Raw genomic sequence first — 25,535 nt, forward strand, 5'->3', positions numbered from 1 at the left:
AATTGCATAAAATTATCATGATATAATAATGTTAACAAGAGAAATGTTTTTTAACAAAATAATTAAAGGAGGTGTTTTTATTTGAACCTTATAAATTATATATTAATAAATTATAATAAAATTTTATTTGAAACATTGCAGCATATGAAACTTATAGCTTTATCTTTACCTTTTTCGATATTAATAGGAGTACCTATAGGCATTTTTATATCTAAAAATTCAAAAATAGCCAATATTACTCTTCAAATTGCTGGAATATTGATGACAATTCCTTCATTGGCTTTATTTGGTATAATGGTTGTAATTCTTGCACCTATAAAAGCTGGAATAGGGACAACTCCAGCTGTAATTGCTTTAATAATATACTCTTTGATGCCAATAATAAGAAATACATTGATAGGTATTAAATCAATAAACATTAAAATAATAGAGTCTGCTAAAGGAATGGGTATGACTTCTTCTCAAATTTTGTTAAAAATAAAGTTACCTTTATCTATACCGATAATAATGTCTGGAATAAGAAATGCAGTAGTGATGGGAGTTGGAATAGCAACATTGGGATATTTCGTATCTTCTGGAGGACTTGGTTATTTTATATTTGCAGGGTTGAGTAGATCAAGATATGAAATGGTAATAACAGGAGTTATACTTATTTCTTTTCTTGGAATTATGACAAATTATTTACTCATAAAATTAGAAAATTTAATAACTTCAAAGGGGTTAAAAATTAAATAAGAGGTGATTTATTTGTCTATAAAACTAAAAAACATATATAAAAAATATGATGATTTTACAGCAATAGAAAATATTAATATAGAGTTTGAAGATCATAAAATAATTGTTTTAATAGGACCTTCCGGTTGTGGTAAAACAACTCTTTTAAAAATTATAAATAAATTAATTGAAAGAAGTTCAGGCGAAATTTATATAAATAATAATTCAATAGATGATATAGATACTATATCTCTTAGAAGGAGTATTGGTTATGTAATTCAAGAAATAGGACTTTTTCCACACATGACAGTAAAAGAAAATATTTCTATTGTACCTAAACTTTTAAAATGGCCGAAAAAAAAGATAGAGGATAGGATCAAATATTTGATGGAACTTGTTAATCTTGATTATGAAATAAATATTAATAAATATCCAGCTCAACTTTCTGGTGGTCAAAGGCAACGTGTAGGTGTTGCAAGAGGTTTGGCTGCAGATCCAGAAATTTTATTAATGGATGAACCATTTGGTGCTATAGATCCCATAAATAGGGAAACACTTCAAAATGCATTTTTAGAAATTCAAAATAAAATAAAAAAGACTATAATATTCGTAACTCATGATATAAGAGAGGCTATTAAACTTGGAGATAAAATAGCTATTTTGAATAAAGGAAAAATAGAACAATATGATAATACGATCAATATCATAAAAAGACCAAAAAACTCTTTTGTAAGGAATTTATTGGGAGAAGATAGTGAATTTAAAGCTCTTGAATTTATAAAAGTTTCAGAATCTTTGAGTCAAAACTATACAGTTCTCAATATAAATAATTACGAAGATCAAGTCTTTAATATGATAAAAAATAACAATTTAAAATTTATTATTTTTAATGATGAAAATAATAAATTTTCTGGATATCTTGATTTAATGAATAAAGATAAGTTTAATATTGAAAAGATAAAAAAATTAAATGTAAAAAGTGATTTTAGCCTTTTTGATTCTTTGAATATAATGTTAAAAGCTGGAGTATCTAAAATTCCTGTTATAAATAATAAAAATGAAATAATTGGTTTACTTGAATTTGAAAGTATTTTTAAACATTTTTCTCTTTCAGAGGTGAATAAATGAATATTTTTAAATTTTACAATGAAAACTTAGATTATTTATTTTTAAAAACTTATGAACATCTTTATATTTTTATTATTTCATGGTTATTAGCTGTTATAATTGGTATATTGATAGGTATTTTTGTAAGCAGACCAAAAAGAAAAAAAACTGGAGAATTAATTATAAACATAATGAGTACAACACAAGCAATACCATCAATAGCTGTAATAGCTCTTGTTTTCATATTTTTAGGTATTGGAGCAACTCCTGCAATCTTTGCTTTATTTCTATATAGTTTAGTACCTATTATATTCAATACTGCTTCTGGATTATTAAGTGTTGATAAAAAATTGATCGAAGCTGCTAAAGGGATGGGTATGACAAACTTTCATATACTTTTTAGAATAGAAATACCAATGTCAATTTCATCAATATTTTCTGGTCTTAGAAATTCAGCTGTGATAAATATTGCAACAACAACAGTAGCTTCAGCAGTTGGAGCTGGAGGACTTGGAGAATTAATTTTCATAGGTTTAAGTGCTTTTGATTATACAATGATATTAGCTGGCGCTTTACCTGTTTCTTTGCTTGCAGTAATTATAGATCAGATTTTAGGTCTAATAGAAAAATTTTTAACTTCTAAAGGAATCAAAATGATAACAGAAAATTAGGAGGCGATATACATAAAAATAATAAATACTTATAGAGATACTACTATTTATAAATTTAAAGATATTTATCAGGTTATAGCTTTAGATACTCTTGGTTCAATTGGTGAAAAAAAAAATGATGAATTATCTTTTAATGTTGTAGATTCGGCTATGTTCACTTTAAATGTTTGTTTAAATGAATTATATAGTTTAAATGTAAAACCATTAACAGTGCTTTCTATGGTTAGTAATGAATGGAATCCAACAGGAATGAATGTATTAAAAGGTATTAAAAAAGGTCTTTCAAAGTTAGAATTAGACATTCCTATTAATGGAAGTACAGAAGAAAACTTTAAAACTTCAATGACTGCTTATGGTATGGCTGTTTTTGGATATACAGAAAATATTATATGGAGAAATTCAAAAGAAAATGATCATATATATTTGATAGGTATTCCATATGTAGGTGAAGAAGTTATCAAAAATCAAAATAATATTTTAAATCCTAAAATAATAGCTCAAATAATTAAAGAAAATCCAATAGGAGATTTTCTTCCCTGTGGTTCGGGTGGCATATATAAGGAACTCGAAATTTTATCAAAAGAAAATGAATTAAAATATATTTTATTCGATGATATAATAGAAAATAAAAATATCAATATAAAAAAATCTGCAGGCCCAGCAACCTGCGGAATTTTTACTTCTAAAAAAGAAATAAAAAGAAATGATATACCTTTATTCGAAATAGGGAGGATTAAAAAATGTATACATTGATAACTGGAGGACAGGCATGTGGTAAATCAACTTATGCCCAAATTCTTGCCGAAAAAGAAAAACCAAACAGAGTTTATATAGCTACTGCTCAAATATTTGATGAGGAGATGAGAATAAAAGTAGATAATCATATAAAAGAAAGAGGAGAAAATTTCTTTACAGTAGAAGAACCCTTTAATCCTATTGATGCTTTTAAAAAGGCTTTAACTTATAATCCCAATGTTATTTTAATGGATTGTATTACAATGTGGACATCTAATTTACTTTTAAAACATGAAAAAGATGATGATTATATAATCTTTGAAAAAGTAGATAAATTTATAGATTTTCTTAAAAAGAATGATATACCTAAAACTATTTTTGTTACAAATGAAGTAGGTTGGGGAATAATCCCTGAAAATACCTTAGCAAGAAGATATGTAAGAATATTGGGCACTGTAAATAAAAAATTTGCAAAATTATGTGATAATGTATTTTTAATGGTTTCAGGAATAGAGGTGAAAATAAAATGATAGTAGGAACAACTTCATGGCAAATACCTGGAACATATCTTGAAAATTTAAAAATATTAAAAGATGAAGTAGATTTTGTAGAATTATTAATATATTCATGGGATGAACATATTCAATCTATAATAAAAAAAGAATCCGAAGAACTTTTTAACTCTGACATAAAACTCAGCATTCATCTCCCAACAGATAATATGAAAAGCATTAGAAATGTTTGTTCTTATTTTAAAGATTTTAATGTTTATAGACTAACAATGCATCCATTTGGAGAAATAGAGGAATTTAAAGATACCTTCAGATATTGTCAGGATATTTTTAAAAAAAGATTATGTGTTGAAAATTTAGAAGATGGAAAGTTCTTCGAATATTATAATAAAATAAAAGAATATAATCCTTCTATAACAATGGACTGGGGACATTTAACTCTACTCGGAGAGAATCCTGAATATTTTATAAGTCGTGTTAAAAGTAAAATAAAAGAAATACATTTTCATGGCATTCAAAATGGCAAAGATCATTCTTTACCAACGAAAGAACAGTATAAAAGCTTTATAAAAACTTATAAAAAATATTTTAAAGATACTCCTGTATGTGTAGAATTATTTAAACTTGAAGAGACATTACAAGTAGTAGAGGTATTAAAAAATGCTAAATGATATATTTGTAGCTTTTGGTACTATTAGTAGAATTCCGGTCCCAACTGTAAAAAATGTAAATATTAAAAGGTCTGTAATTTATTTTCCATTGGTAGGAATATTTGCAAGTTTTGTTTTGTGGTTATTTCAAATGATTTTCATCAATATATTCAATATAAATATAACCTTTATATTGAATATGATTTTATATTTCTATCTTTTTCAATACTTTCATTTTGATGGTATTTTAGATTTATTCGATGGATTTGGTGCTCAAATAAGAGATATTGAAGAAAGACGAAAAATACTTAAAGATTCAAGGATTGGAGCTTTTTCTTTATTATATGGGATTTTTTATATAATATTATATATTTTTTTAATATTTCAAAATAAAGACTTTTGGTATATGATGCCAATTTTTTCAAGATTTTCTGTACCAGTTTTGTTATCTATCTCAAAACCAGCATTTGATGAAGGACTTGGAAAAATGTATTTTCCATTCAAAAAATTATATTTAATTCCTTCATTCTTAATAGTTTCAATAACAGCCTTTATCTCTTTGAAAATCTTTTTAATCGGTATCATATCTTCTATAATAAGTTCTTTTTTATTAAATATTATATCGAATAAAAAAATCAATGGTATAAATGGTGATGTAATAGGAGCTAATATATGTTTAACTGAAATAATATTTCTTTTGATTATAAATATAAAATAAGGAGAATTCAATATGATAATATTGGTAGGTTCAAAAAACCCAGTTAAAATAAATGCTTGTAACTTAGCTTTTAAAGAGTATTTTGAAGACTTTGAACTGAAAAGTTATGATATAGATTCTAAAGTTTCAGCCCAACCTTTAGAAGAAGAAACCTTTAAAGGGGCTTATAATAGAGCTTCACAACTAAAACAAAATTTTTTAGATGGTGACTTTTTCATTGGTATAGAAGCTGGAATAAAAATAATGTTCAATAAACCTTTTTTATTCACCGTAGTTCATACAATAAATAAATTTGGAAAAGAAGGAATAGGAATATCCCCAATATATCAACTTCCAACTTTTATAATGAAAGACATAAAAAAAGGTGCTGAACTTGGAGATATAATGGAAGAAATTTCAAAAATTGAAAATATAAAACAAAAGGGTGGTGCTATTGAATTTTTTTCAAAGGGGATTTTAACAAGGACTAAAATATACATACCTGCAATAATAAGTTCTTTGATACCTATATTAAATGCCGATATATATCAATAAAAAAAGGGGTTAATTAACCCCTTTTAATTATTTTTTACAGCATCTGCCATAGCTTTGGCGAGTTCATCGAGTTTCTTTAAATCATCTTCCTTCGCAGATAATTTAGCTTCCACAGATTCATTTACTATAGGCCATTTAAAGTTTTCAGCATATTTTTCTATAGTGGAAACTCCACCTCCACTCCAACCATATGTTCCAAATATTCCTAATACACGATTTTTTAAACCTGTATGAGATATCCATTGTACTATCTCTTCCATTGGTGGAAATAATCCTGTATTATAAGTACAACTTCCAAGCATTACGCCTTTAAATCTCCATATTTCATTTATAATATGTGAAAGATGAGTTTTAGAAGCATTTATTACTTTTATATTTTTTATACCTTGTTCAGCTATTTTTCTTGCCAAATGATCTGCCATCTTTTCAGTATTACCATACATGGAACCATATATTATAACAACGCCTTCTTCTGATTCATATTTACTCCATCTATCATATTTTTCTATTATTCTTTCAGGATGTTTTCTCCAAACTGGCCCATGTGTTGCCGCTATTATTTTTATATCGACATCTGACAACTTTTTTAAAGCTCTTTGCACCATAGGAGAATATTTACCAACTATATTTGAATAGTATCTTCTTATTTCATCTTCAAAAAAATCCAAATTAACCTCATCATCAAATATTCCACCATCAAGACTTCCAAATCCTCCAAAAGCATCTCCTGTGAACAAAATCTTACTCTTTGTTTCATATGTCATCATAGTTTCTGGCCAGTGAACCATTGGTGTCATATAAAATTTTAATTTATGTTCTCCGAGATCTATTTCATCTCCATCTTTTACTTCATATAAATTCTTTTGTATACCATATAAATCATTCAAAAATTCAAATGTTTTTTTATTTCCAATTATTTTCATATTAGGAAATTCTTCAAGTATTTCCTGTATAGATCCTGAATGATCTGGTTCCATATGATTTATTACAAGATAATCTATATCTTCACCATTTAAAAGATTTCTAATTTTTTCAATGAAAACACTGAATTTGTTTATTTTTACAGTATCCACTAAAACATTTTTTTTGTCTCTTATAATATAAGAATTATATGAAACTCCTTTATCCAAAGGCCATAAATTTTCAAATATAGCCGTTTCTCTATCATTAACACCAACATAAAAAATATCTTCAGTTATATTTATGAATCCATTCACAAATAATACCCCCTTTAGTCGATTGTTTGAGTCGTATTTAATTATACCATAAAAATTGTTCCCTTTTAATTAAATAAATTCAAAACTTAAATTAATGTTTTTATATTTTCAACAATATCATTAACAAGTTTAGGTTTTTCAATTATATCAAATTCATTTCCATCAACTATATAAATAGGTGATTGATCATAATCATTTATCCAATTATTATATAAATCATTTAATTGTTCCCAATATTCAATTGGTGTCTGAATCTCCATTTGTCTACCACGTTTATTTATACGTTTTAAAATTGTTTTTACATCTGTTTTTATGTAAATTAGTAGATCTGGTTTCTTTAAATATTGCAACATAGTATCAAATATTTGCTTATATGAATCATATTCGGGTTTGCTCATTTTATTGTTCATATAGAGATTTTTTGCAAATATTTCAGAGTCTTCATAAATAGATCTATCGAGTACAGCATTAACTTCTTTATCTATTATATCTTTTATACTTTTAAATCTATGAAATAAAAAATATGTTTGTAAATGATATGACCATCTTTTTTGATTATAATAAAAATCTTCAAGAAATGGATTATCCACAACAGATTCATAATATGGTTTAAATTCTATTTTATTGGAAATTATATTTGTAAATGTAGATTTTCCTGCACCTACATTTCCAGCAAAGACGATCATTTTATTTTTTTTCATCTATTTTCACCTCTATTATTTTTATAAGTCTTTCAAAATCTTCATTATTAAAAACATCAAATTTATCTCCATCCAAAATTATACAGTTTTTAATTTTTTTAAAAGTTTTTTTATAAGCTTCATCGACTTTTTTTAAATATTCAATATCTATTTTATTTTCAAACTCTCTTTTTCTGCTTTTTATTCTTTTAACAACTGTTTCAACAGAAGTGTCTATATATATTATTAAATCTGATTTTTCAAGATTTTCTGTGAGAATATCATATATTTTATAAAATTTTAATTTTTCTATTTCATTTTTTATAGTGATATTTGAAAAAATTTTATTTTTAATCATATCATAATCACTTATAATTAAAGAACTTTCTGACATGGAATTATATTGTTTATATCTGGATACAAGAAAAAACATTTCAGTTTGAAATCCAACATCTTCATTTCTATATAATAAAGGTAAATAAGGATTATTTTCAAACTCTTCTAATATCAATTCATCTGCTTTAAATTCTTTAAATAGAGCATTTGCTAATGTTGTTTTTCCACTACCTATATTTCCTTCTATATTTATTCTTATTTTATTCATAAGAATCACTCCTAAGTATTTTCTCAATATATTGTACCATAATACATTTTTTTGTCAATAAACATACAACAAATATTTATAATACCCCGTAATAGTATTTTTATTTTTTATTATCTGAAAATACAAAATAATATGTTAAAATTTAAATGTATTTATTATTAAAAAATTAATTAAATGGAGGAGATAAATTTGAAATTATCTATAATAGGACTTGGTAGAATGGGATATAATATGGCAATTAGATTACTAGAAGACGGCCATGAAGTTTTTGTATACAATAGAACTTCAGAAAAATCTGAAACTCTAAAGGAATACGGAGCAAAAGTTATTTATGATTTAAAAACAATTAAAAATGTTTTATCTACACCAAGAGTAGTTTGGTCAATGCTTCCAGCTGGAGATATAACTGAAAAAAACATTGAAATACTTTCAGAAATATTGGATGAAGAAGATATAATAATAGATGGAGCTAATACTAATTATAAAGATGATATTAAAAGATTTAATACCTTAAAAAATAAAGGTATTAATTATATAGATGCAGGTGTTTCTGGAGGAGTATGGGGATTGAAAGAAGGCTACTGTACAATGGTTGGGGGAGATGAAAAAATATTTGAATATATAGAACCTATAATAAAGTCTTTAGCTCCAAATAATGGGTATATGTATTGTGGTTCTACAGGAGCAGGTCATTATGTCAAAATGATACACAATGGTATAGAATATGGATTGATGGAAGCTTATGCAGAAGGTTTTGAACTTTTAAAAGCTTCAAAATATGGTGAAAATTTAAATCTTTCAGATATATCAAAAATGTGGAATAATGGAAGTGTTATAAGATCTTGGTTATTAGAATTGCTTGAAATAGCTTTTAAAGATGATTCTTCTCTCAAAGATATTCAAGGTTATGTTGAAGATTCTGGAGAAGCACGTTGGACTGTAAATGAAGCAATAGATAATGGTGTTTCTGTTCCAATAATATCAGCTTCTTTATTTAAACGTTTTCAATCAAGACAAAAAGATGTTTTTTCTGATAAAGTAGTAGCTGCTTTGAGAAATCAATTTGGTGGTCATGCACTTTATAAAAAAGATAGGAATATCAAAAAAACTTCTACCGGTGCCGGTAAAGTTGAATCAGCTAATCCAGATAAGAGGGATTTCTATGGAAAAAATAAATAAAAAAATAATAAGCCAAAGTAATAGTTGTGAAGAAATAAAAGCTGATAAATCATCAATAATAATATTTGGTGCTTCAGGTGATTTAACTTCAAGAAAGTTAATTCCGGCAATATTTAAACTTTTTAAAAGAAATCTTTTATCAGAAAATTTTTATGTTTTAGGTGTTGCAAGAACTCAAATGAATGATCAAAATTTTAGAGATAAAACAAAAAATATTATTTCAAATCTTTGCAAAGATGAAAAAATAATAAATAGATTTTTAAAAATAATATATTATCAAAATGGACAATATAATGATATTAATCTTTATAAAATACTAAATGATAAGATTAAATATTTGGATGATAAATACAAAACAAATGGAAATAATTTATTTTATTTTGCAACTCCACCAGATATACATTCAATAATAATAAAAAAATTAGGTGAAGTTGGTTTAAATGATCAAAAAAATAATTTCAAAAGAGTTATAATTGAAAAACCTTTTGGTAGTGATTTAAATTCTTCTAACTCTTTAGATGATGAACTTCATAAGTATTTAGAAGAACAGCAAATATATAGAATCGACCATTATCTTGGAAAAGAAACAGTTCAAAACATTATGATGTTAAGATTTGCGAATATAATATTTGAACCTATATGGAATTATAAATATATAGATAATATTCAAATAACAGTATCAGAATCCCTTGGTATTGGTCATAGAGCTGGATACTTTGAAAATGCAGGTCTTTTAAGAGATATGTTTCAAAATCATATGCTTCAACTTTTGACTCTTGTCGCAATGGAGCCTCCAGCATCCTTAGAACCTGTAAGCGTTAGAAATGAAAAAGTTAAACTTTTAAAATCTATAAGACCTTTTAACAATAAAAACATAGATGATAATCTTGTCAGAGGACAATATATTTCCTCCAAAATCGATGATGAAATAGTTCCAGGGTATAGAGAAGAAAAAAATGTAGCCAAGAATTCTTGCACTGAAACATATGTAGCTGGAAAATTTTTTATAGATAATTGGCGTTGGAGTGGAGTTCCATTTTATCTTAGATCCGGCAAAAGACTTAAAAAAAAATTAAGTCAAATTGCAATAATATTTAAAGATGTTCCACATTCCATTTTTTCACATGATTTTATAAATTTAGAACAAAATTCTTTAATTTTAAATGTACAACCAGATGAAGGATTTTCTCTTTATATACAGGCAAAACAACCTGGTTCTAAATTATGTTTAAACACTTTAAATATGGATTTTAAATATAAGAATCATTTTGATTTTGATCCACCAGAAGCTTATGAAAGATTAATTTTAGATGCTTTAATAGGTGATCAAACTTTATTTGTAAGAAGCGATGCTATGAAAATATCTTGGGAACTTTTAGAACCCATAATTAATAAATGGAAAAAAGAAAATACTTTGAATTTTTATGAAGCAGGAACATGGGGGCCTAAAGAGAGTAGTAGATTATTTAAAAATGGTACATGGTATCCATTGAGGTGATTTTATGAAAATTTATTTGTTTAAAAATGAAGATGAAATGGCTAATAGATCTGCAAAATTATTCTATGAAGAATATTTAAAAAATAGTAATTCTTTTAAAGTAATGCTTTCAGGAGGATCTACTCCAATAAATATGTATAAAATAATAATATCTGAATATAAAGATAAAATAAACTGGGAAAATGTTTTAATATTTTTTGGCGATGAACGATTTATTTCTGAAAATTCTTCAAATAACAATTATAAAAATACTTATGAAAATTTTTTAAAACATATTCCAATACCAAAGTCAAACATATTTAAAATAAGAACAGATATTCCAATAGAAAAATCTATAATAGATTATGAAAATAAAATTATAACAAAAACTAAAAATTATAAATTTAATTTAATATATTTAGGTATAGGAAATGATGGTCACACAGCTTCTTTATTTCCAGATGAGTTAAAGAAAAAAGGATTTATCATATACACAGAAAAAGAACATGGAAATCCTCCATTAAAAAGAATCTCTGTCAACTTTGATTTAATAGAAAAAGCTGACAAAATTATTTTTATGTCAAATTATAAAAAAAAGGAAAAAGTTTTAAATCAAATAATAGAAAATTTTGAAACAGTAAAAAATAAATATCCTACAACATCATTAAAAAATCAAAATATTTATTATTTAATTGCAAAAGACGGATATTAAAATATCCGTCTTTTATAAATTAAAAATATCATTCAAATTTTACTATTATATCTGGATCTAAGATTCTAAATGTGAAAGACTCCATAATAAAAAATTTTATCTTATCTTCTGTACAATTATGATATCCTATAGAAAAATCTTGTCCAACAATTAATTCTATGTCTTCATGTTTTAATGGCATTAAAATAGCTCCATCTAAAACATGGGACAAAATTATTTTTGTTCCTAAAGATTCTTCTATTTTCTTTTTTAATGGATAATTATCAGAAAATTTATTTATTTTTTTCCAATTATCTGGTCCAACAATTAAAACTAAATCAGATTTAACATATGAACTTCTCAATTCAAGAATTCCTTTTGCAAGTGATTCCATAATTTCAGATGATGAGTTACCAAATTCAATTTTATTTGAAGATGTTTGAATTATACCTTTTATATTTGCTTGCGATAAAGAATTATAAATGGCATTTTCTTCAAAAAGAGCCGCTCTTTTAACAGCATCTTCCAATGGTGAAAAATCTATATCTTTAGCTCCTCTAAATATGTTATCTAATTCCCATCTGTTCAATTCAAAATCTATTCTTTGTTCAACTAAAGGTTTTACTTTATATATACCGAAATTAACTCCTTCTTTACTTTCTTCAACTGCAATTCTTCCTTCTGATAAAACATTATAATCAATTCCAAAAGGACCTATGAAGTTAACTACTTTTCTGGCAGATAAATACGAATTAAAAACATCTTTAGCTCTTTCGTCTATTTCTGACCAAATTTCTTTTGAAATTGGAGCTAAATCTCTTTTAAATATACTCATAAATTTAAACTCCCCCTCTTTTTATTTATTCATGTCTTTTATTCCTAAAGATTCATCTTTTGAATCTTCACTTTTTTCAATTTCTTCTTCCAAATCTGTTATATTTCCCTCTTTAAAAAGGTATGTTTTCATTTCTTCATCCCAACCATCCATATTTCTTCTAAGCCATTCAAGTGTCATAACAGCATGTTCTATTTCTTCATCTCTATTATGAGCCATAATAGATTTTAATTCTTCATTTTCTGCGAGGGCAACTCTTTGATTATACCAATCAACTGCCTCTATTTCTTCTTTTAAACTATTCAAAGCTCTTGTTAAATCTCTTGTTCTTTGATCTAAAGCATCATATGATTCATGATAATCTCCCATATTTTCCTCCGGAAAATCCGGATTATCACCTACCTTTAAATAAAATATTAGTTTGTTCTAAGTACCATTATAACATTTTTTCTTTATATATTTTTAAACATAAAGTAAAACACCCTTTTAAAAATTAATATTATACAATTTTAAGAAAAAATCAAAAAAAATATTGTATAATAATATATGAAATATATTTTTCTATAGTATTAATAATGTAATACTATTTATAAAAATATTAATATAATTATACAGGGGGACTATTATGAATTTTAGACCTTATTATTTTAAAAATAATAAATCTTTTTTTATGTCGATTTTTGATAAAATAAACAAATTTCTTGATAAAAACTATCACAAGATAAATGATATTTATGAATTGAATGAATATGATGCATATTTAATGATGTTATATATAGATTCAATAGGAATAAATTATATTTATTGGGATAATTTTATAAAAAAAATAAATAATATTTTAAAAATAAATAATGATACAAATTCAATTGAAATAATGCAAAATGTATATCTTAAACTTATAAATGAAATAAAAAATACTTCTCATTATACAAAAGATAAAAATTTAAACTTGATTTTAAATGATATATTTGAAATATATATAATCAATTATAATGACAAAATAAATACCATTTTAAATAAAATGAACACCCTCGAAAAAGAAAATTTTATTGATTATATTTTAAAATCTAACTTAAATTCTGATAAAAGTGAAATCCCAGAATATAATTTGTTTATTTTTCATGCCATACAAGAAAATAATAAACTTTTCGATGAATATATAATAGATCTTTTGAAATCAATATACAAAAAAAGTCATGATTCAAAAGAAGAAAAAAAATCTTTAAATGAACAATCAGAAAATATTTTAAAAAAAGTGGATTATGAATTTTTATTGAAAGAAAATGAAAGACTTTCGAAAGAAAATTCCGAATTAAAAAAACTCTTGAAACAAATACTTCATAAAATAGATGATGTTGTTTAATTAATTAGACAATTTGTATGATATAATAAATTTGACTTAATTCTTACAAAAAGGGGATTTACCCCTTTTTACCCTTTTATTAAAGGAGGTTAAAAAATGAAAGACTTAAAAGATATAAATGAATATCTTAAATCTAAAGTAAAAAAAGGTAAAAAAAATTATGCTGTTCCAAAAAATTGGATGCCAGAAAATTATTCGGGTGATGTTAAATTAAATGGAAGAAAATTTTTCTTAAACCCTTATGAATACGTTTCCAGCGTTATTGATGAAATTTTAAAAAACTCTGATGAAAAAAAAGATTATTCTAATCCTTTGTCTTTTATAAAAGAAGAAAAAGATCCTTCATGGGTAAATTTATCAACTATGTATGGGGCACATATAAGAGCTACAGCTGCATATATACATGATCAAAAAACTATTTTTATGCCTATAGATAAACTCGGATATACAGAATCTGGTACATATTTAAAAATGATCGCTATGATACCTTATTTTAAAAAAATGAATATCGATTGTATATATCTTCTACCTATAAGCCAAAGCTCTAATAAATTTAAAAAAGGTGAAGTGGGATCACCATATGCAGTAAAAGATTATTTTAGTGTGGAAAAAGATTATAAAGATACTCTTTTGGATGATGAATTTTCATCTAATCAACAATTTGCAGCTTTTGTACAGGCCTGCCATATAATGGAAATAAGAGTTATGTTAGATTTTGTTCCAAGAACTGCTGCAAGAGATAATAAATTAATATTAGATCATCCAGAATGGTTTTATTGGATAGACTTAAAAGAATTAAATTCTTATGCACCACCAAAAATAAAAAATTTAAAATTTGAACAACCTACAAAAGAAAATTTAGAAATTTTATATAATGATGATGAAGTAAAAAAACATCTATCTAAATTTAGATTTGATCCAAAAACTACAAACCCTAAAAAATGGGAAACTTTTTTGAAAAAAAATAAGGATAATCCTGATTTCTTTGATGAATTAATAAAATCATTCAAAATTATCACTGTACCAGGTTTTTCTGATTGGATAAACGATACTCAACCCACTTGGGATGATATAACATTCTTAAGACTCTATTTATCTCATCCTGAAGAAGCCGAAAAATATTTACCTAAGAATCAACCTCCATATGTACTTTTTGATGTTGTTAAATCGAGTAATTTCCCAGGTAAAGAAAAAAATCAAGAACTTTGGACATTAATTTCAGATATAATGCCATTTTATCAAAAAAATTTTGGTATTGATGGTGCAAGACTTGATATGGGACATGCTTTACCTTCTGAGCTTGAAGATATGATAATAAAAAAAGCCAAAGAATATGATCCAGCTTTTGCTATAATAGCAGAAGAATTGAATATGGATAATCATAACAGAGCTAAAAATAATGGTTATGATGGAATTTTAGGCAATTCTTGGTGGTCAGAGCCTCGTATAGATGAGGGATGGACTAAAAAATTCGTTTCTAAAATAATGCCTGAACTTTCTTTACCAGCATTTGCAACCTCTGAAACACCAGATTCGCCAAGAGCAATAACAAGAAAATATGGAGAAAATTTCTCAAAACTTTCTGCTGTAATAAATACATTTATGCCAAATGGGATAACTTTTATAAATTCTGGATCAGAGATATTCGAATCTCAACCTATGAACACAGGTCTTGATTTTGAAAAACCTTTAGAAGAAAAATTTAAATACTTAAAACCGGATGATCAATTTTATGGGAAACTTGCTTTTTTTGATTGGTATGCTCTTCATTGGGATACAGATCATCATATGATAAAACTCTTAAAATATCTTGGGAATATAAAAAATAATCATAAAAATCTATTATTGAAAAAAGAGAATTATAGATTTTTAGATTTTGGAGAAAAATCATTCGTGATGTTTTGGTGGGACGGAAAAGATGGAATAGTAATACCAATAAATTTAAACTTTGATAATCCTTATTATTTTGAAATTAATCTTGGATATCATACATGGAGAGGAAATCATTCCATAAAAACGACTATAGAAAATTATAGAAGAAGCGAAAGCTCTTGGGATATAAATGATGGAATACTGAGAGTAACTATAAATCCTGGAGAGGCTAGAGTATTTACTATTAAATGATAAAAAATATCCTGTGAATAATATTTTTAAGTTATTTTCACAGGATATTTTTTTATTTTTTTACAACTAAAAATATTTCTATTTCTTTTCCATCTAATAATGTTCCAGCAAACTTTAATATATTTCCTTCTACACTAACTCTCATTTCTTTTCCTTCAACAACAGAAGGAGGAGTTATGTCTATTGAATATCCCACTTTTTCAAGTGATACAGCTATTGCACCAGATATCATATTTCCCAATTCACCTATGGCACTTATTGCCATATCATCAACTTCGGTTAATTTCATCATTCCACCCATCATACTATTTACTATTTCTAATGAAGTTTCAGAAGTTAAAGTATATATTACATTACCTTCTAAAACTCCATTAAATCCTATTGTTGTAACTATTTCATATGTTTTTTCAATTGTTTTAACAAGTTTAGGGCTTTGTAAATTTATATCTGTTTGTGCAGCTGATTTAAACGTATCTGTCAAAGAACTTAAAACTGAATTGATTATTTTTACATCTATCATATTAATACCTCCCAAATACTTGATAATAAAATTATAACATTAATTGAATATTTTATTTAAACGTTTATTTTATTTTATGTTAATTTTTGAATTTTTTTAAAAATAAAAGGGATTTCTCCCTTTTATTATTTTATTTTATATGTTGTTCCTTCAATATTATCTTTTATTTCTATTCCTATTTCATTTAATTTATCTCTAATATAATCAGACATTTCATAGTTTTTTTGATTTCTCATTTTATTTCTTATGTCTATGAGAAGGTTTATAACTTCATCAGAACTCATATTCTGCTTTTCAATATAATTGTCCTCAAAAATTCCAAATATTGGGCCAAATATATTCTTCAAAAGATGATAATTTTCAAGTATATTTTTTTTATTTTTTTGCTCAAGTGATTTATTTAACTCTTTACTTATATCAAATATTAAAGCAATTGCCTTTGTTGTATTAAAATCATCTGAAAGATATTCTTTAAAAATATTTATTTTTTCTTTCATATAATCTGTATAGGCTAAATATGGTATATCATTTTCAAATAAATCTTCAGTTTTTTTGAGTGTTTCATTGAGTCTATCAACTGATTTTTTTTGAGATATCAATCCTTCTTCACTGAAATCAAGCGGCGATCTATAATGTTTAGATAACATAAATATTTTTAATGTATCTGCACCATATTGTTTTACTATATCTCTAACAAGCCATATATTTCCAGTAGATTTTGACATTTTACTTCCAGAAAGCTTTAACATTCCATTATGCATCCAATAATTGGCAAACTCACACCCATGTCTTGCAACAGATTGTGCTCTTTCATTTTCATGATGGGGAAATATCAAATCATTTCCTCCTGCATGAATATCAAAAGTTTTACCTAAGATTTGAGTTGACATTACAGAACATTCTATATGCCATCCAGGTCTTCCATCACCCCAAGGACTGCTCCAACTTGGTTCGTTTTCTTTTGATGCCTTCCATAAAGTAAAATCTAGAGGATCTCTTTTATTTTCAGAAATTTCTATTCTACTTCCAGAACGCATATCATCCGGATTTCTATGAGAAAGTTTTCCATAATCTTCAAGTTTTCTAACATCAAAATATACATCATTATTTTCTGATTTATAAGCATATCCTTTTTTAATAAGATCTTCTATAAATATTATTATTTCATCTACATAATCTGTAGTTTTTGGATGAAAATTTGCAGGTCTTATATTTAAAAGATTTGAATCTTTCCAATATTCATTTATAAATCTTTCTGGAATTTCTTTAAAAGGAGTATTTTCTTCATTTGATTTATTTATTATCTTATCATCTATATCTGTAAAATTTTGAACCATAGTAACTTTATACCCTGAAAATTCTAAGAATCTTCTAAAAGAATCAAATACAATCATAGGTCTGGCATTTCCAACATGTATTATATTATAAACAGTTGGTCCACATACATATATTTTAACATGATTTTTTTCTATAGTTTTTAATTCTTTTAAACTTGAAGATAAAGTATCATAAATTCTTATCAATATTCAATCACCCTTTCGAATCTTTCTAAAGCTCTTGCTCTTCCTATTAAGTGTATGGACTTCACAAGATCTGGGCCATGGAATTCATTTGTTAAAGTTTTTCTTAGAGCCATATAAAAAGATTTTTTCTTAGGTTTATTTTCTTTCATAGCTATTTTTAGATTTTCAAGCACACTATCTGATGTCCATTCATCATCATTTAAAAATAGTTTATAAGCTTGTTTAATAGCTTCTTTAACACCTTCATCATTTAGATACCCTATGAATTCTTCATCTTCCATATTTATTTTAAAGTCTTCTATAAATATTTTTAATTCATTTGGAATATCATTTAATTCTTCTGAAGATGTTCTAACAAGTTCTATTGCTTCAAGAAGCCATTTTTTATTGTTTTCACATTGTTCTTCTGTTAATATACCACTTTGAACTATAAAAGGAATTGATAATTTATATATTCTATCGAGTTTTGCACTTCTTATATAGTTTCCATTCATCCATTTTAATTTTACATCATCAAATACTGCTGCACTCGAATTTACTCTTTCAAGTCCAAAATTTTCTATCAATTCATTTATATCTAATAATTCTTTTCCTTCTGGATGTGACCATCCCAATAATGCTAGAAAATTTACAACAGATTCTGGTAAATATCCTCTATTTCTAAATTCTTCTGCAGAAGTGGCACCATGTCTTTTAGATAATTTTTTTCCATCTGGTCCCAATATCATAGAAACATGAGCAAATTCTGGTAATTCTGAGTTAAAAGCTTCATATATGGCAACTTGTCTTAATGTATTTGATAAATGATCATCTCCACGTATCACATGAGTTATTTTCATCATCATATCATCGATTACAACAGCATAATTATATGTAGGAAAACCATTACTTCTAATCAGTATAAAATCTCCAACAGATCCTTCTTTGAATATTACAGGACCTTTTATTAAATCATTTAATTTATAATCTTTTCTTGGCATTTTAAAAAATATAACAGGTGTTAATCCCTTTTCTTTATATTCCTTTTTTCTTTCTTCTGTATTATATACTTTAAGCATGTCATAATTATAATGAGGAGCTTTTCCTTGAGACAATAATTCTTCTCTTATACTTTCCATTTCTTCTGGATAAACATAACATTCATAAGCTTTTCCTTGTTCAACAAGCTCTTTAGCTTTTTGAAGATAAATTTCTGTTCTTTCCGTTTGTCTATAAGGGCCATAAGAACCCCCAACATTAGGTCCTTCATCCCAATCTAAACCTAACCATGTTAGAGCATCTATCAATTGATCCTCAGATTCTTTAGTAGATCTCTCAACATCTGTATCCTCTATTCTCAAAATAAATTTTCCATTATGCTTTCTTGCAAATAAGTAATTGAATAAAGCTGTTCTTGCTCCTCCAACATGTAAAAAACCAGTAGGACTAGGAGCAAATCTTGTTCTAACTTCCATTTCATATTCCTCCCAATAATTTAGCTCTTGTATATGCAGCTATAGTTTTTGCATCATTTATTTCACCATTTTTTATTAATTCTTCAAACTCATCTAAATTCATTTCTATTATTTCTATAAATTCATCTTCATCAGTATGTTGATGAGTTTTTCTCAAATTTTTAGCTAAATAAAGATGTATTATTTCATTAGAAAATCCAGGTGTAGTATATATATATCCAAGATATGTCCAATTTTCAGATATATATCCAGTTTCTTCTTCGAGCTCTCTTTTACCACATTCTATAGGGTCTTCTTCCGGAGAATCAAACTTCCCTGCAGGTATTTCAAGAAGATTTGCTCTAATAGGAAATCTATGTTGTTTCGTCAAAATAACTTTATTATTCATATCTTCAAAAGCAAAAACAGCTACTGCTCCAGGATGCAAAACAAGTTCACGAGTTGATTGTCTACCATTTGGAAGTTCTACTTCATATTTTCTAACATCGAGAAGGTTTCCTTTAAATATCTGTTTTTCAGATATTTCGATTTCTTCAAGTTTCATAATTATTACTCCTCACATTTAGATTATAAAAATAGCCTATAAGCTTTTTGCTTTAGGCTATAACTTTATCCCTGATACTATTGTTATATCATCTTCAGGTGTATTATTGTTTAAAAATAAATTTAATTCTTTTTTAATTTGGTTTACTAATTTGTTAGGATTTATCTCTTGAAGATTATTTATTATATTTATTATATTTTCTTCAGAAAATTCTTCTTTTTTAGAGTTATGTGCTTCAACTAATCCATCAGTATATATTAAAAACATATCTTCTTTATTAAATTCAACACTTATTTCATCTATATTTTTTATGTTTTCTATAAGGCCCATTCCAAGTGGTAAATTAGTATTTCTTATTATTTCTGTTTTTTTATTTTTTCTTATTATAAAAGGTTGTCTATGTCCAAAATTAATTATTTTAATCTCATCTTTTTTTATTTTTAAAAAAACAGCAGTAAAATAAGAACCATCATTGAATATATTTTTTTCTTTTTCATCGAGATATTTCCCGAGTTCACTTATATTAACTATTTTCTTTTCGTATATCAAATTTTCTATTTCTTGTTTAACAAGTAATGACAACATGGCAGCAGCTGCTCCATGCCCTGAAACATCTATAACATAAATAAATTTAGAACCATCAGTCATATCAAGAACCCCAAATATATCTCCGGAAACGTTAAAAGATTCTTTAAAATACCAATCCAATTCTATATGATCATAAATTTTCTTCTTAGGTAACATGGCGTATTGTAATGTTTGAGCTGTTTTTAGATCATTTTCAAAGAGTTGTATATAATTTTTTAATTCTTTTTGAGCATTATAAAGTTCGGCATGAGTTTTAATTCTTGCAACAAGCTCCTGAGGCTCAACTGGCTTGATTATATAATCAACAGCACCAAGTTCAAAGCCTTTTTCTTTGTTTTCTATTTCATCGAGAGCACTTATTATTATTATAGGAATTTCTTTTGTGAACTTATTCTTTTTTAAAAGTTCACAAACCTCATAGCCATTCATTTCCGGCATCATTATATCCAACAATATAACATCTGGAAGAATTTCTAAGGTTCTTTCATATCCAATTTTCCCATTTTCAGCTTCATAAAATTCAAAATTCGAATCTTTTTGAAGTATTGTTTTTACAAGAGTTCTTATTATCATAGAATCTTCTATGATCAAAACTTTAAATTTTTTATTTTTTTGTATCATCCATATCATCCTTGCTAAACCCGTAAGGAAGCAGTTCTTTTGTAGAAGTTTTTTTTATTTCTCCATTTAAATTAGCAAGATAAACTTCATAATCTCCAAATTCATTCATAACTTGTCTACAAGCTCCACAAGGGCTCACTGGATCTGGGGTATCAGCAATTACAAATAAAGCTTTAAACTTTCTTTTCCCTGAATTATTTGCTGAAAAAATTGCATTTCTCTCTGCACATATAGAAAGACCATAAGAAGCATTTTCAACATTACAGCCTGTAAAAATTTCATCATCTTGTGTAAGTAATGCAGCCCCAACTTTAAAATTAGAATAAGGTACATAAGCATTTTCTCTTGCTTTTAAAGCTTCTTTATAAAGTTTCTGAATCATCATCTCTGTCATTTTCATCACCTTTTATATTTACATCGGGAACAACAATTATCTTAACTTTATCTATTTTATTAACAGTAACAGATATAACTTCAAATTCATAATTTTCAAATATTATATGTTCGCCTGGTTTTGGAAATCTTTCGAGTTGTTCTAATAAAAAACCACCTATAGTTTCAAAATCTGTTTCTGGAAAATCTATATCTAATTCTCTTTCTATATCATTTATAGGAGTAGAACCATTAACAAGTATAATATTTTCATCAATCCTTGTTATATTAGATTCTTCAATTATATCATCATATTCATCAAGAATTTCTCCTGTGAGTTCTTCTATTACATCTTCAAGTGTTACCAATCCTGCAGTTCCTCCATATTCATCAACAACTATAGCCATATGAGTATGATTTGTAAGAAACATCTTGAGAATATCTTTAACTTTCATGGTAATCGGTACAAAAAAAGGCTTATGTGAGATCTTTAAAACACTCATATTTCTTAGTTTATCTGAATCACTAACCTCATCCATGAGTTTAAAAATATCTTTTGCATAACATATTCCAACTATAGTATCAAGACTTTCTCTATAAATAGGAATTCTTGAATAACCATCATCATTTATAATTTTAATCAAATCATTTATTTTTTCATCATCTTCAAGTGAGACCATTTCAACTCTTGGGGTCATTATTTCTTTTACAGAAGTTTCACGTATTTCAAGACTTCTTTGCATGAGATATTTCTCATACTTTTCAATTACCCCTTCTTCATGTCCCATATCAAGATAAGTCATTATTTCACTTTCTGTCACAAAAGGAGGTGTCTGACCAAATCCCTTTCCACCAAATATTTTTATTACTACATTTGACAAATTAACAAGTATCCATACAACAGGAGTTAAAATATAATTTAAAACATTTACTATTCTAAATGAGAATTTAAAAAATTTTTCTTTATTTTCTCTTGCATATACTTTAGGGGTTATTTCACCAAATATTAAAATCATTAATGTCATAAAACCCGTTGCAATACCAACAGCAACTCCTTTAGAGTTTGGAAGAAGATTTGCAACAAACAATGTAGTAAGTGATGATGCCAAAATATTTACTACATTATTTAAGATTAAAATAGTCGTTAAATATTGATTTGGACTATTCATAAACTTTTGAAGCATACTTTTTTTCTTTTCATCTTCTTCATTTTCGAGATAATCCTTAAGTTTTCCTCTTCCCATAGAGGTGAATGCTGTTTCAGAACCTGAAAAAAGTGCCGATAACATGAGTAAAACAAATATAAACATAAGTGAAAATATCAGCTGCGAGCTACTTTGGGGGTCGTCCAATTCCCACACCTACCTTTTAATTTTTAAGTTATTTTTTTAAATCCATACCCAATAGCTTCACTATTGGGTAGAACTATTATAAATGCATTTGAATCTATTTCTTTTATCAAAGATTTAAGTCTTCCAATCTCAGATCTCGTTATTGTAACCATTAAAATATCTTTATCTTTTTTAGTGTAACCACCTACACCTTTAATATATGTAATTCCTCTATCTAAATCATTAAATATACTTTCTTTAATTTTATCATGATATTCACTTATAATCAAAAAAGTTTTTGATGAAGATAAACCATTAACTATACCATCTATTGTCTTTGCTGCTATAAAAATAGTTATTATACCATACATTGGTAATATAGGATTTATAAAAATAGAAGATGCCGTTATCAAACTATCTGATATTAAAAGTCCCGTACCAACAGATACAGAAAAATACTTGTTGAATATCATTGCAAGAATATCAGTACCACCAGTAGTTGCACCTCTCCATATAACAAGTCCCATTCCAAATCCCGATATAACTCCTCCATAAACAGCTGACATCAATATTATATCTATATTATAACTTTGACTTTGGGCTATTAAATTCGGTATCATTTGATCCATCTCAAAAAACTGTTGTAATACATCAGTAAAAACAGACAAAGTAATCGCTGAAAATATACTTTTCATCCCAAATCCAAGTCCTAACAACCAAAAACCGAGTGCAAAGAGAATTACATTAAAAACTAACATTTGTAATCCAATCCACCAACCGAACAATGAATTCAATACTATAGCCAATCCACTAACTCCACCAGCCACAATATTGTATGGAACAAAAAACAGTACAATTCCAATTGCTGTTATCAGCGTACCTATAGAAATTATCACATAATCAACTATCGTTTTTTTGAGATTATCATTCAACCGAATCAACCTGCCTTTATATATCTAATTTTTTTATTTTGGCTATCTCTTTAAGATATTTTTTTTCTCTCATAGAAGGTTTATTTATCTCCACATTAAGTTTAACATAAATATCCCCTCTTTTTTTACCTGTAAAATTAGGAAGGCCAAGATTTTTTAATCTTATTATGGTTCCGGGATTAGTACCTTCAGAAATTTTTTCTGTAATATTACCTTCTAATGTAGGTATTTTAATAGTTCCACCCAAAGCAGCAGTTATATAATCAACTTTTATCTCTGTTTCAAGATCTGCTCCATTTCTTCTAAATTTAGGATTATTTATAACTTTTATATGAACTATTAAATCTCCATTAGGTCCTCCATTTAATCCATTATTACCTTTCCCAGTTATCTTTAATACATAACCATCTTCTATACCGGCAGGTATTTTAACACTAAGTCTTTCTTTTTTATAATTTTTTCCACTTCCACCACAAACACTACACTTTTTACTTATTATCTTGCCTTGTCCATTACAAGTAGGACAAGTATAATTCTTTACAAAAGTTCCAAAAAAAGTTCTTTGTTCTTCAGCTATTTGTCCTCTACCATTACATCTTGGGCATGTACTAAAAGCAGTTCCTCCCTCAGCACCTGTACCATTACATGATGTACAATTTTCATATCTACTATATTCTATTACTTTTTCTACATCATATAAAAGTTCTTCAAGTTCAAGCGTAACAGTTGCGTGAATATCTTGACCTTTAGAAGCTCTCTGAGTTCTCGTTCCTCTCGAACTTCCGCCTCTTTCATTTCCAAAAAACATATCAAAAAAATCTGAAAATGGTCCTCCAGCATCTCCAAAATTGCCAGATCCACCTCCAAAAAAATCTTTAAATATGTCTTCTACACCACCTGTATAAGAACCATTTCCACCATTTGGCATACCACCCTCAGGTACAAATCCAAATCTATCATAAAGTTTTCTTTTTTCAGGATTAGATAAAACTTCATAAGCTTCTTGAACTTCCTTAAATTTTTCTTCGGCAACCTTTTTATTTTCTAAATGTCTATCTGGATGCCATTTTTTAACAAGTACTCTATACGCTTTTTTTATGTCTTCTTGAGAAGCATCTCTTGAAACCTCAAGAATCCCATAATAATCTTTTTTTTGAGGCATTAATTTTCACCTTCTTCTTTTTTAGGATTATCTTCTTCAGCCTCTTCTTTAACTGAAATAACAACTTTTGGTTTAATTGCAACAACAACTCTAGCTGGCTCTATGACTCTACCATTAAGTTTATATCCTGGATTTTCTGTTTTATAAACATGGTACTCTTTAATTTCATCAGTTTCATATTTATCAGACACTTCATGTTCAAAAGGATCAAAAATATCTCCAGATGATGGTTTTATAAATTCTAATCCAGCATTTTCAAAGGATTTATTCATATCTTTTTCTACCATTTCTATTGCTTTTGGAAATTGTTCATCTTCTTTATAATTTAAAGAAATTAACAATTTTTCATATGGTACTAAAAAACTCCTTATCAATTTTTCTTTTTCTTTTAGTTTTATATCTTTTTTTTCTTTTTCAACGAGTTCTTTAAAAGTTTCAAAATCACTTTTTAAATCAAAAGCATAATTTTTTAATTTATCATTTTCAATTTTAATTTTTTCAAGATCTTTTTTTAATTCTTCATTTTCTTTCAATACTTCTTCAATGTTTAAAATATCCTCTTTCTTTTCTTCCTCAACGACTTCATTAAGTTCTTCTTCTATCTGTTCAACAATTTTCTCATCTATCTTTTTATTCACTTTATTTTCAATTTTTTTATTTTCCTTTTTGCTCATTAA

At 26.5% G+C, this 25,535-nt stretch carries 28 protein-coding genes; 13 read left to right on the forward strand and 15 right to left on the reverse strand.

The genetic code is table 11. The annotated features are described in order from the left end of the window. The first annotated feature begins 81 nt into the window (after nucleotides 1-81). The 8 genes from C7380_RS04695 (at nucleotide 82) to yjjX (ending at nucleotide 5,641) form a co-directional block, all read left to right on the forward strand. Nucleotides 82-735: an ABC transporter permease gene (locus tag C7380_RS04695; protein ID WP_240597502.1), complete on the forward strand. Its 654-nt coding sequence runs from the start codon at nucleotides 82-84 to the stop codon at nucleotides 733-735. Between the two features lie 12 nt (nucleotides 736-747). After that, nucleotides 748-1,842: an ABC transporter ATP-binding protein gene (locus tag C7380_RS04700; protein ID WP_109604331.1), complete on the forward strand. Its 1,095-nt coding sequence runs from the start codon at nucleotides 748-750 to the stop codon at nucleotides 1,840-1,842. Next, the gene (locus C7380_RS04705) at nucleotides 1,839-2,492 is read left to right on the forward strand and encodes an ABC transporter permease (protein WP_109604332.1); all 654 of its coding nucleotides are present in this window, start codon (nucleotides 1,839-1,841) and stop codon (nucleotides 2,490-2,492) included. Before C7380_RS04700 ends, C7380_RS04705 begins: the two co-directional genes overlap by 4 nt. 150 nt (nucleotides 2,493-2,642) lie before the next feature. Next, nucleotides 2,643-3,245, forward strand: coding sequence for a hypothetical protein (locus C7380_RS04710; RefSeq protein WP_109604333.1), 603 nt, complete (start codon nucleotides 2,643-2,645; stop codon nucleotides 3,243-3,245). Beyond that, a complete protein-coding gene (locus tag C7380_RS04715; protein WP_109604334.1) occupies nucleotides 3,233-3,757 on the forward strand; it encodes a bifunctional adenosylcobinamide kinase/adenosylcobinamide-phosphate guanylyltransferase in 525 nt (174 codons plus the stop codon). Before C7380_RS04710 ends, C7380_RS04715 begins: the two co-directional genes overlap by 13 nt. Then, complete coding sequence (gene cbiR, locus C7380_RS04720) at nucleotides 3,754-4,410, forward strand: cobamide remodeling phosphodiesterase CbiR (RefSeq protein ID WP_109604335.1); 657 nt, start codon at nucleotides 3,754-3,756, stop codon at nucleotides 4,408-4,410. The genes C7380_RS04715 and cbiR overlap by 4 nt, the downstream gene beginning before the upstream one ends. Beyond that, nucleotides 4,400-5,107 carry an adenosylcobinamide-GDP ribazoletransferase gene (locus C7380_RS04725; protein WP_109604336.1) on the forward strand — a complete coding sequence of 236 codons (708 nt, stop codon included), beginning with the start codon at nucleotides 4,400-4,402 and terminating at the stop codon, nucleotides 5,105-5,107. Before cbiR ends, C7380_RS04725 begins: the two co-directional genes overlap by 11 nt. 12 nt (nucleotides 5,108-5,119) lie before the next feature. After that, entirely contained in the window at nucleotides 5,120-5,641 is a 522-nt protein-coding gene (yjjX, locus tag C7380_RS04730; protein ID WP_109604337.1) for an inosine/xanthosine triphosphatase, read from the forward strand. A gap of 23 nt (nucleotides 5,642-5,664) precedes the next feature. Here the strand turns inward: yjjX and C7380_RS04735 are convergent, their stop codons facing one another. The 3 genes from C7380_RS04735 to C7380_RS04745 all read right to left on the reverse strand — a co-directional run bounded on the left by C7380_RS04735 (nucleotide 5,665) and on the right by C7380_RS04745 (nucleotide 8,142). Continuing rightward, the gene (locus C7380_RS04735) at nucleotides 5,665-6,858 is read right to left on the reverse strand and encodes an FprA family A-type flavoprotein (RefSeq protein WP_109604338.1); all 1,194 of its coding nucleotides are present in this window, start codon (nucleotides 6,856-6,858) and stop codon (nucleotides 5,665-5,667) included. Nucleotides 6,859-6,944: 86 nt separating this feature from the next. Continuing rightward, nucleotides 6,945-7,559 (reverse strand): deoxynucleoside kinase, encoded by a 615-nt coding sequence (locus C7380_RS04740; RefSeq protein ID WP_109604339.1) that lies wholly within the window; start codon nucleotides 7,557-7,559, stop codon nucleotides 6,945-6,947. Next, nucleotides 7,546-8,142 carry a deoxynucleoside kinase gene (locus tag C7380_RS04745; RefSeq protein ID WP_109604340.1) on the reverse strand — a complete coding sequence of 199 codons (597 nt, stop codon included), beginning with the start codon at nucleotides 8,140-8,142 and terminating at the stop codon, nucleotides 7,546-7,548. Before C7380_RS04745 ends, C7380_RS04740 begins: the two co-directional genes overlap by 14 nt. A 189-nt stretch (nucleotides 8,143-8,331) precedes the next feature. Here C7380_RS04745 and gnd point away from each other — a divergent pair, with 189 nt between their 5' ends. The 3 genes from gnd to pgl are packed head-to-tail and all read left to right on the forward strand — an operon-like array spanning nucleotide 8,332 to nucleotide 11,510. After that, complete coding sequence (gene gnd, locus C7380_RS04750; RefSeq protein WP_109604341.1) at nucleotides 8,332-9,321, forward strand: phosphogluconate dehydrogenase (NAD(+)-dependent, decarboxylating); 990 nt, start codon at nucleotides 8,332-8,334, stop codon at nucleotides 9,319-9,321. Beyond that, nucleotides 9,305-10,819 carry a glucose-6-phosphate dehydrogenase gene (gene zwf, locus C7380_RS04755; protein ID WP_109604342.1) on the forward strand — a complete coding sequence of 505 codons (1,515 nt, stop codon included), beginning with the start codon at nucleotides 9,305-9,307 and terminating at the stop codon, nucleotides 10,817-10,819. The genes gnd and zwf overlap by 17 nt, the downstream gene beginning before the upstream one ends. Before the next feature lie 4 nt (nucleotides 10,820-10,823). Next, nucleotides 10,824-11,510 (forward strand): 6-phosphogluconolactonase, encoded by a 687-nt coding sequence (gene pgl / locus C7380_RS04760; RefSeq protein WP_109604343.1) that lies wholly within the window; start codon nucleotides 10,824-10,826, stop codon nucleotides 11,508-11,510. Nucleotides 11,511-11,538: 28 nt separating this feature from the next. On the opposite strand, the gene C7380_RS04765 is transcribed toward pgl, so the two are convergent. After that, entirely contained in the window at nucleotides 11,539-12,324 is a 786-nt protein-coding gene (locus C7380_RS04765) for a family 1 encapsulin nanocompartment shell protein (RefSeq protein ID WP_206050527.1), read from the reverse strand. A gap of 21 nt (nucleotides 12,325-12,345) precedes the next feature. After that, nucleotides 12,346-12,693, reverse strand: a complete 348-nt coding sequence (locus tag C7380_RS04770; protein ID WP_109604344.1) for an encapsulin-associated ferritin-like protein — start codon at nucleotides 12,691-12,693, stop codon at nucleotides 12,346-12,348. Nucleotides 12,694-12,949: 256 nt separating this feature from the next. On the opposite strand from C7380_RS04770, the gene C7380_RS04775 reads away from it, so the two are divergent. Then, complete coding sequence (locus tag C7380_RS04775; protein ID WP_109604345.1) at nucleotides 12,950-13,687, forward strand: hypothetical protein; 738 nt, start codon at nucleotides 12,950-12,952, stop codon at nucleotides 13,685-13,687. 96 nt (nucleotides 13,688-13,783) lie between these two features. Further along, nucleotides 13,784-15,811, forward strand: coding sequence for an alpha-amylase family glycosyl hydrolase (locus C7380_RS04780; RefSeq protein WP_109604346.1), 2,028 nt, complete (start codon nucleotides 13,784-13,786; stop codon nucleotides 15,809-15,811). 52 nt (nucleotides 15,812-15,863) lie between these two features. Here C7380_RS04780 and C7380_RS04785 read toward each other — a convergent pair whose 3' ends face one another. From C7380_RS04785 to C7380_RS04830, 10 genes are all read right to left on the reverse strand, one after another. After that, nucleotides 15,864-16,331 carry a chemotaxis protein CheX gene (locus C7380_RS04785; protein ID WP_109604347.1) on the reverse strand — a complete coding sequence of 156 codons (468 nt, stop codon included), beginning with the start codon at nucleotides 16,329-16,331 and terminating at the stop codon, nucleotides 15,864-15,866. A gap of 125 nt (nucleotides 16,332-16,456) precedes the next feature. After that, the gene (cysS, locus tag C7380_RS04790; protein WP_109604443.1) at nucleotides 16,457-17,851 is read right to left on the reverse strand and encodes a cysteine--tRNA ligase; all 1,395 of its coding nucleotides are present in this window, start codon (nucleotides 17,849-17,851) and stop codon (nucleotides 16,457-16,459) included. Then, nucleotides 17,851-19,308 (reverse strand): glutamate--tRNA ligase, encoded by a 1,458-nt coding sequence (gltX, locus tag C7380_RS04795; protein WP_109604348.1) that lies wholly within the window; start codon nucleotides 19,306-19,308, stop codon nucleotides 17,851-17,853. The genes cysS and gltX overlap by 1 nt, the downstream gene beginning before the upstream one ends. Nucleotide 19,309: 1 nt before the next feature. Continuing rightward, nucleotides 19,310-19,852 carry an NUDIX domain-containing protein gene (locus C7380_RS04800; protein WP_109604349.1) on the reverse strand — a complete coding sequence of 181 codons (543 nt, stop codon included), beginning with the start codon at nucleotides 19,850-19,852 and terminating at the stop codon, nucleotides 19,310-19,312. Nucleotides 19,853-19,909: 57 nt separating this feature from the next. Beyond that, the gene (locus tag C7380_RS04805) at nucleotides 19,910-21,061 is read right to left on the reverse strand and encodes a fused response regulator/phosphatase (RefSeq protein ID WP_206050528.1); all 1,152 of its coding nucleotides are present in this window, start codon (nucleotides 21,059-21,061) and stop codon (nucleotides 19,910-19,912) included. After that, a complete protein-coding gene (locus tag C7380_RS04810; RefSeq protein WP_109604444.1) occupies nucleotides 21,045-21,446 on the reverse strand; it encodes a cytidine deaminase in 402 nt (133 codons plus the stop codon). Before C7380_RS04810 ends, C7380_RS04805 begins: the two co-directional genes overlap by 17 nt. Then, a complete protein-coding gene (locus C7380_RS04815) occupies nucleotides 21,424-22,743 on the reverse strand; it encodes a hemolysin family protein (RefSeq protein ID WP_109604351.1) in 1,320 nt (439 codons plus the stop codon). Before C7380_RS04815 ends, C7380_RS04810 begins: the two co-directional genes overlap by 23 nt. A gap of 65 nt (nucleotides 22,744-22,808) precedes the next feature. Continuing rightward, complete coding sequence (locus C7380_RS04820) at nucleotides 22,809-23,696, reverse strand: YitT family protein (RefSeq protein WP_240597506.1); 888 nt, start codon at nucleotides 23,694-23,696, stop codon at nucleotides 22,809-22,811. A gap of 16 nt (nucleotides 23,697-23,712) precedes the next feature. Next, the gene (gene dnaJ, locus C7380_RS04825; protein WP_109604352.1) at nucleotides 23,713-24,858 is read right to left on the reverse strand and encodes a molecular chaperone DnaJ; all 1,146 of its coding nucleotides are present in this window, start codon (nucleotides 24,856-24,858) and stop codon (nucleotides 23,713-23,715) included. Further along, nucleotides 24,858-25,532, reverse strand: a complete 675-nt coding sequence (locus tag C7380_RS04830) for a nucleotide exchange factor GrpE (protein ID WP_109604353.1) — start codon at nucleotides 25,530-25,532, stop codon at nucleotides 24,858-24,860. The genes dnaJ and C7380_RS04830 overlap by 1 nt, the downstream gene beginning before the upstream one ends. Between the last annotated feature and the right edge of the window lie 3 nt (nucleotides 25,533-25,535).

Source organism: Oceanotoga teriensis, assembly GCF_003148465.1.
Lineage (GTDB): Bacteria > Thermotogota > Thermotogae > Petrotogales > Petrotogaceae > Oceanotoga > Oceanotoga teriensis.

Bases quoted from the DNA above. Each gene is read 5' to 3' on its own strand.
- C7380_RS04770 (WP_109604344.1), bottom strand. From the start codon at position 12,693: ATGGGAGATTATCATGAATCATATGATGCTTTAGATCAAAGAACAAGA.
- C7380_RS04775 (WP_109604345.1), top strand. From the start codon at position 12,950: ATGAATTTTAGACCTTATTATTTTAAAAATAATAAATCTTTTTTTATG.
- cbiR (WP_109604335.1), top strand. From the start codon at position 3,754: ATGATAGTAGGAACAACTTCATGGCAAATACCTGGAACATATCTTGAA.
- zwf (WP_109604342.1), top strand. From the start codon at position 9,305: ATGGAAAAAATAAATAAAAAAATAATAAGCCAAAGTAATAGTTGTGAA.
- C7380_RS04715 (WP_109604334.1), top strand. From the start codon at position 3,233: ATGTATACATTGATAACTGGAGGACAGGCATGTGGTAAATCAACTTAT.
- C7380_RS04810 (WP_109604444.1), bottom strand. From the start codon at position 21,446: ATGATGATTCAGAAACTTTATAAAGAAGCTTTAAAAGCAAGAGAAAAT.
- C7380_RS04805 (WP_206050528.1), bottom strand. From the start codon at position 21,061: ATGATACAAAAAAATAAAAAATTTAAAGTTTTGATCATAGAAGATTCT.
- C7380_RS04785 (WP_109604347.1), bottom strand. From the start codon at position 16,331: ATGATAGATGTAAAAATAATCAATTCAGTTTTAAGTTCTTTGACAGAT.
- C7380_RS04830 (WP_109604353.1), bottom strand. From the start codon at position 25,532: ATGAGCAAAAAGGAAAATAAAAAAATTGAAAATAAAGTGAATAAAAAG.
- C7380_RS04710 (WP_109604333.1), top strand. From the start codon at position 2,643: ATGTTCACTTTAAATGTTTGTTTAAATGAATTATATAGTTTAAATGTA.
- C7380_RS04815 (WP_109604351.1), bottom strand. From the start codon at position 22,743: ATGTTTATATTTGTTTTACTCATGTTATCGGCACTTTTTTCAGGTTCT.
- yjjX (WP_109604337.1), top strand. From the start codon at position 5,120: ATGATAATATTGGTAGGTTCAAAAAACCCAGTTAAAATAAATGCTTGT.
- C7380_RS04800 (WP_109604349.1), bottom strand. From the start codon at position 19,852: ATGAAACTTGAAGAAATCGAAATATCTGAAAAACAGATATTTAAAGGA.
- dnaJ (WP_109604352.1), bottom strand. From the start codon at position 24,858: ATGCCTCAAAAAAAAGATTATTATGGGATTCTTGAGGTTTCAAGAGAT.
- gltX (WP_109604348.1), bottom strand. From the start codon at position 19,308: ATGGAAGTTAGAACAAGATTTGCTCCTAGTCCTACTGGTTTTTTACAT.
- C7380_RS04765 (WP_206050527.1), bottom strand. From the start codon at position 12,324: ATGAGTATATTTAAAAGAGATTTAGCTCCAATTTCAAAAGAAATTTGG.
- C7380_RS04725 (WP_109604336.1), top strand. From the start codon at position 4,400: ATGCTAAATGATATATTTGTAGCTTTTGGTACTATTAGTAGAATTCCG.
- C7380_RS04745 (WP_109604340.1), bottom strand. From the start codon at position 8,142: ATGAATAAAATAAGAATAAATATAGAAGGAAATATAGGTAGTGGAAAA.
- C7380_RS04740 (WP_109604339.1), bottom strand. From the start codon at position 7,559: ATGAAAAAAAATAAAATGATCGTCTTTGCTGGAAATGTAGGTGCAGGA.
- pgl (WP_109604343.1), top strand. From the start codon at position 10,824: ATGAAAATTTATTTGTTTAAAAATGAAGATGAAATGGCTAATAGATCT.
- C7380_RS04705 (WP_109604332.1), top strand. From the start codon at position 1,839: ATGAATATTTTTAAATTTTACAATGAAAACTTAGATTATTTATTTTTA.
- C7380_RS04780 (WP_109604346.1), top strand. From the start codon at position 13,784: ATGAAAGACTTAAAAGATATAAATGAATATCTTAAATCTAAAGTAAAA.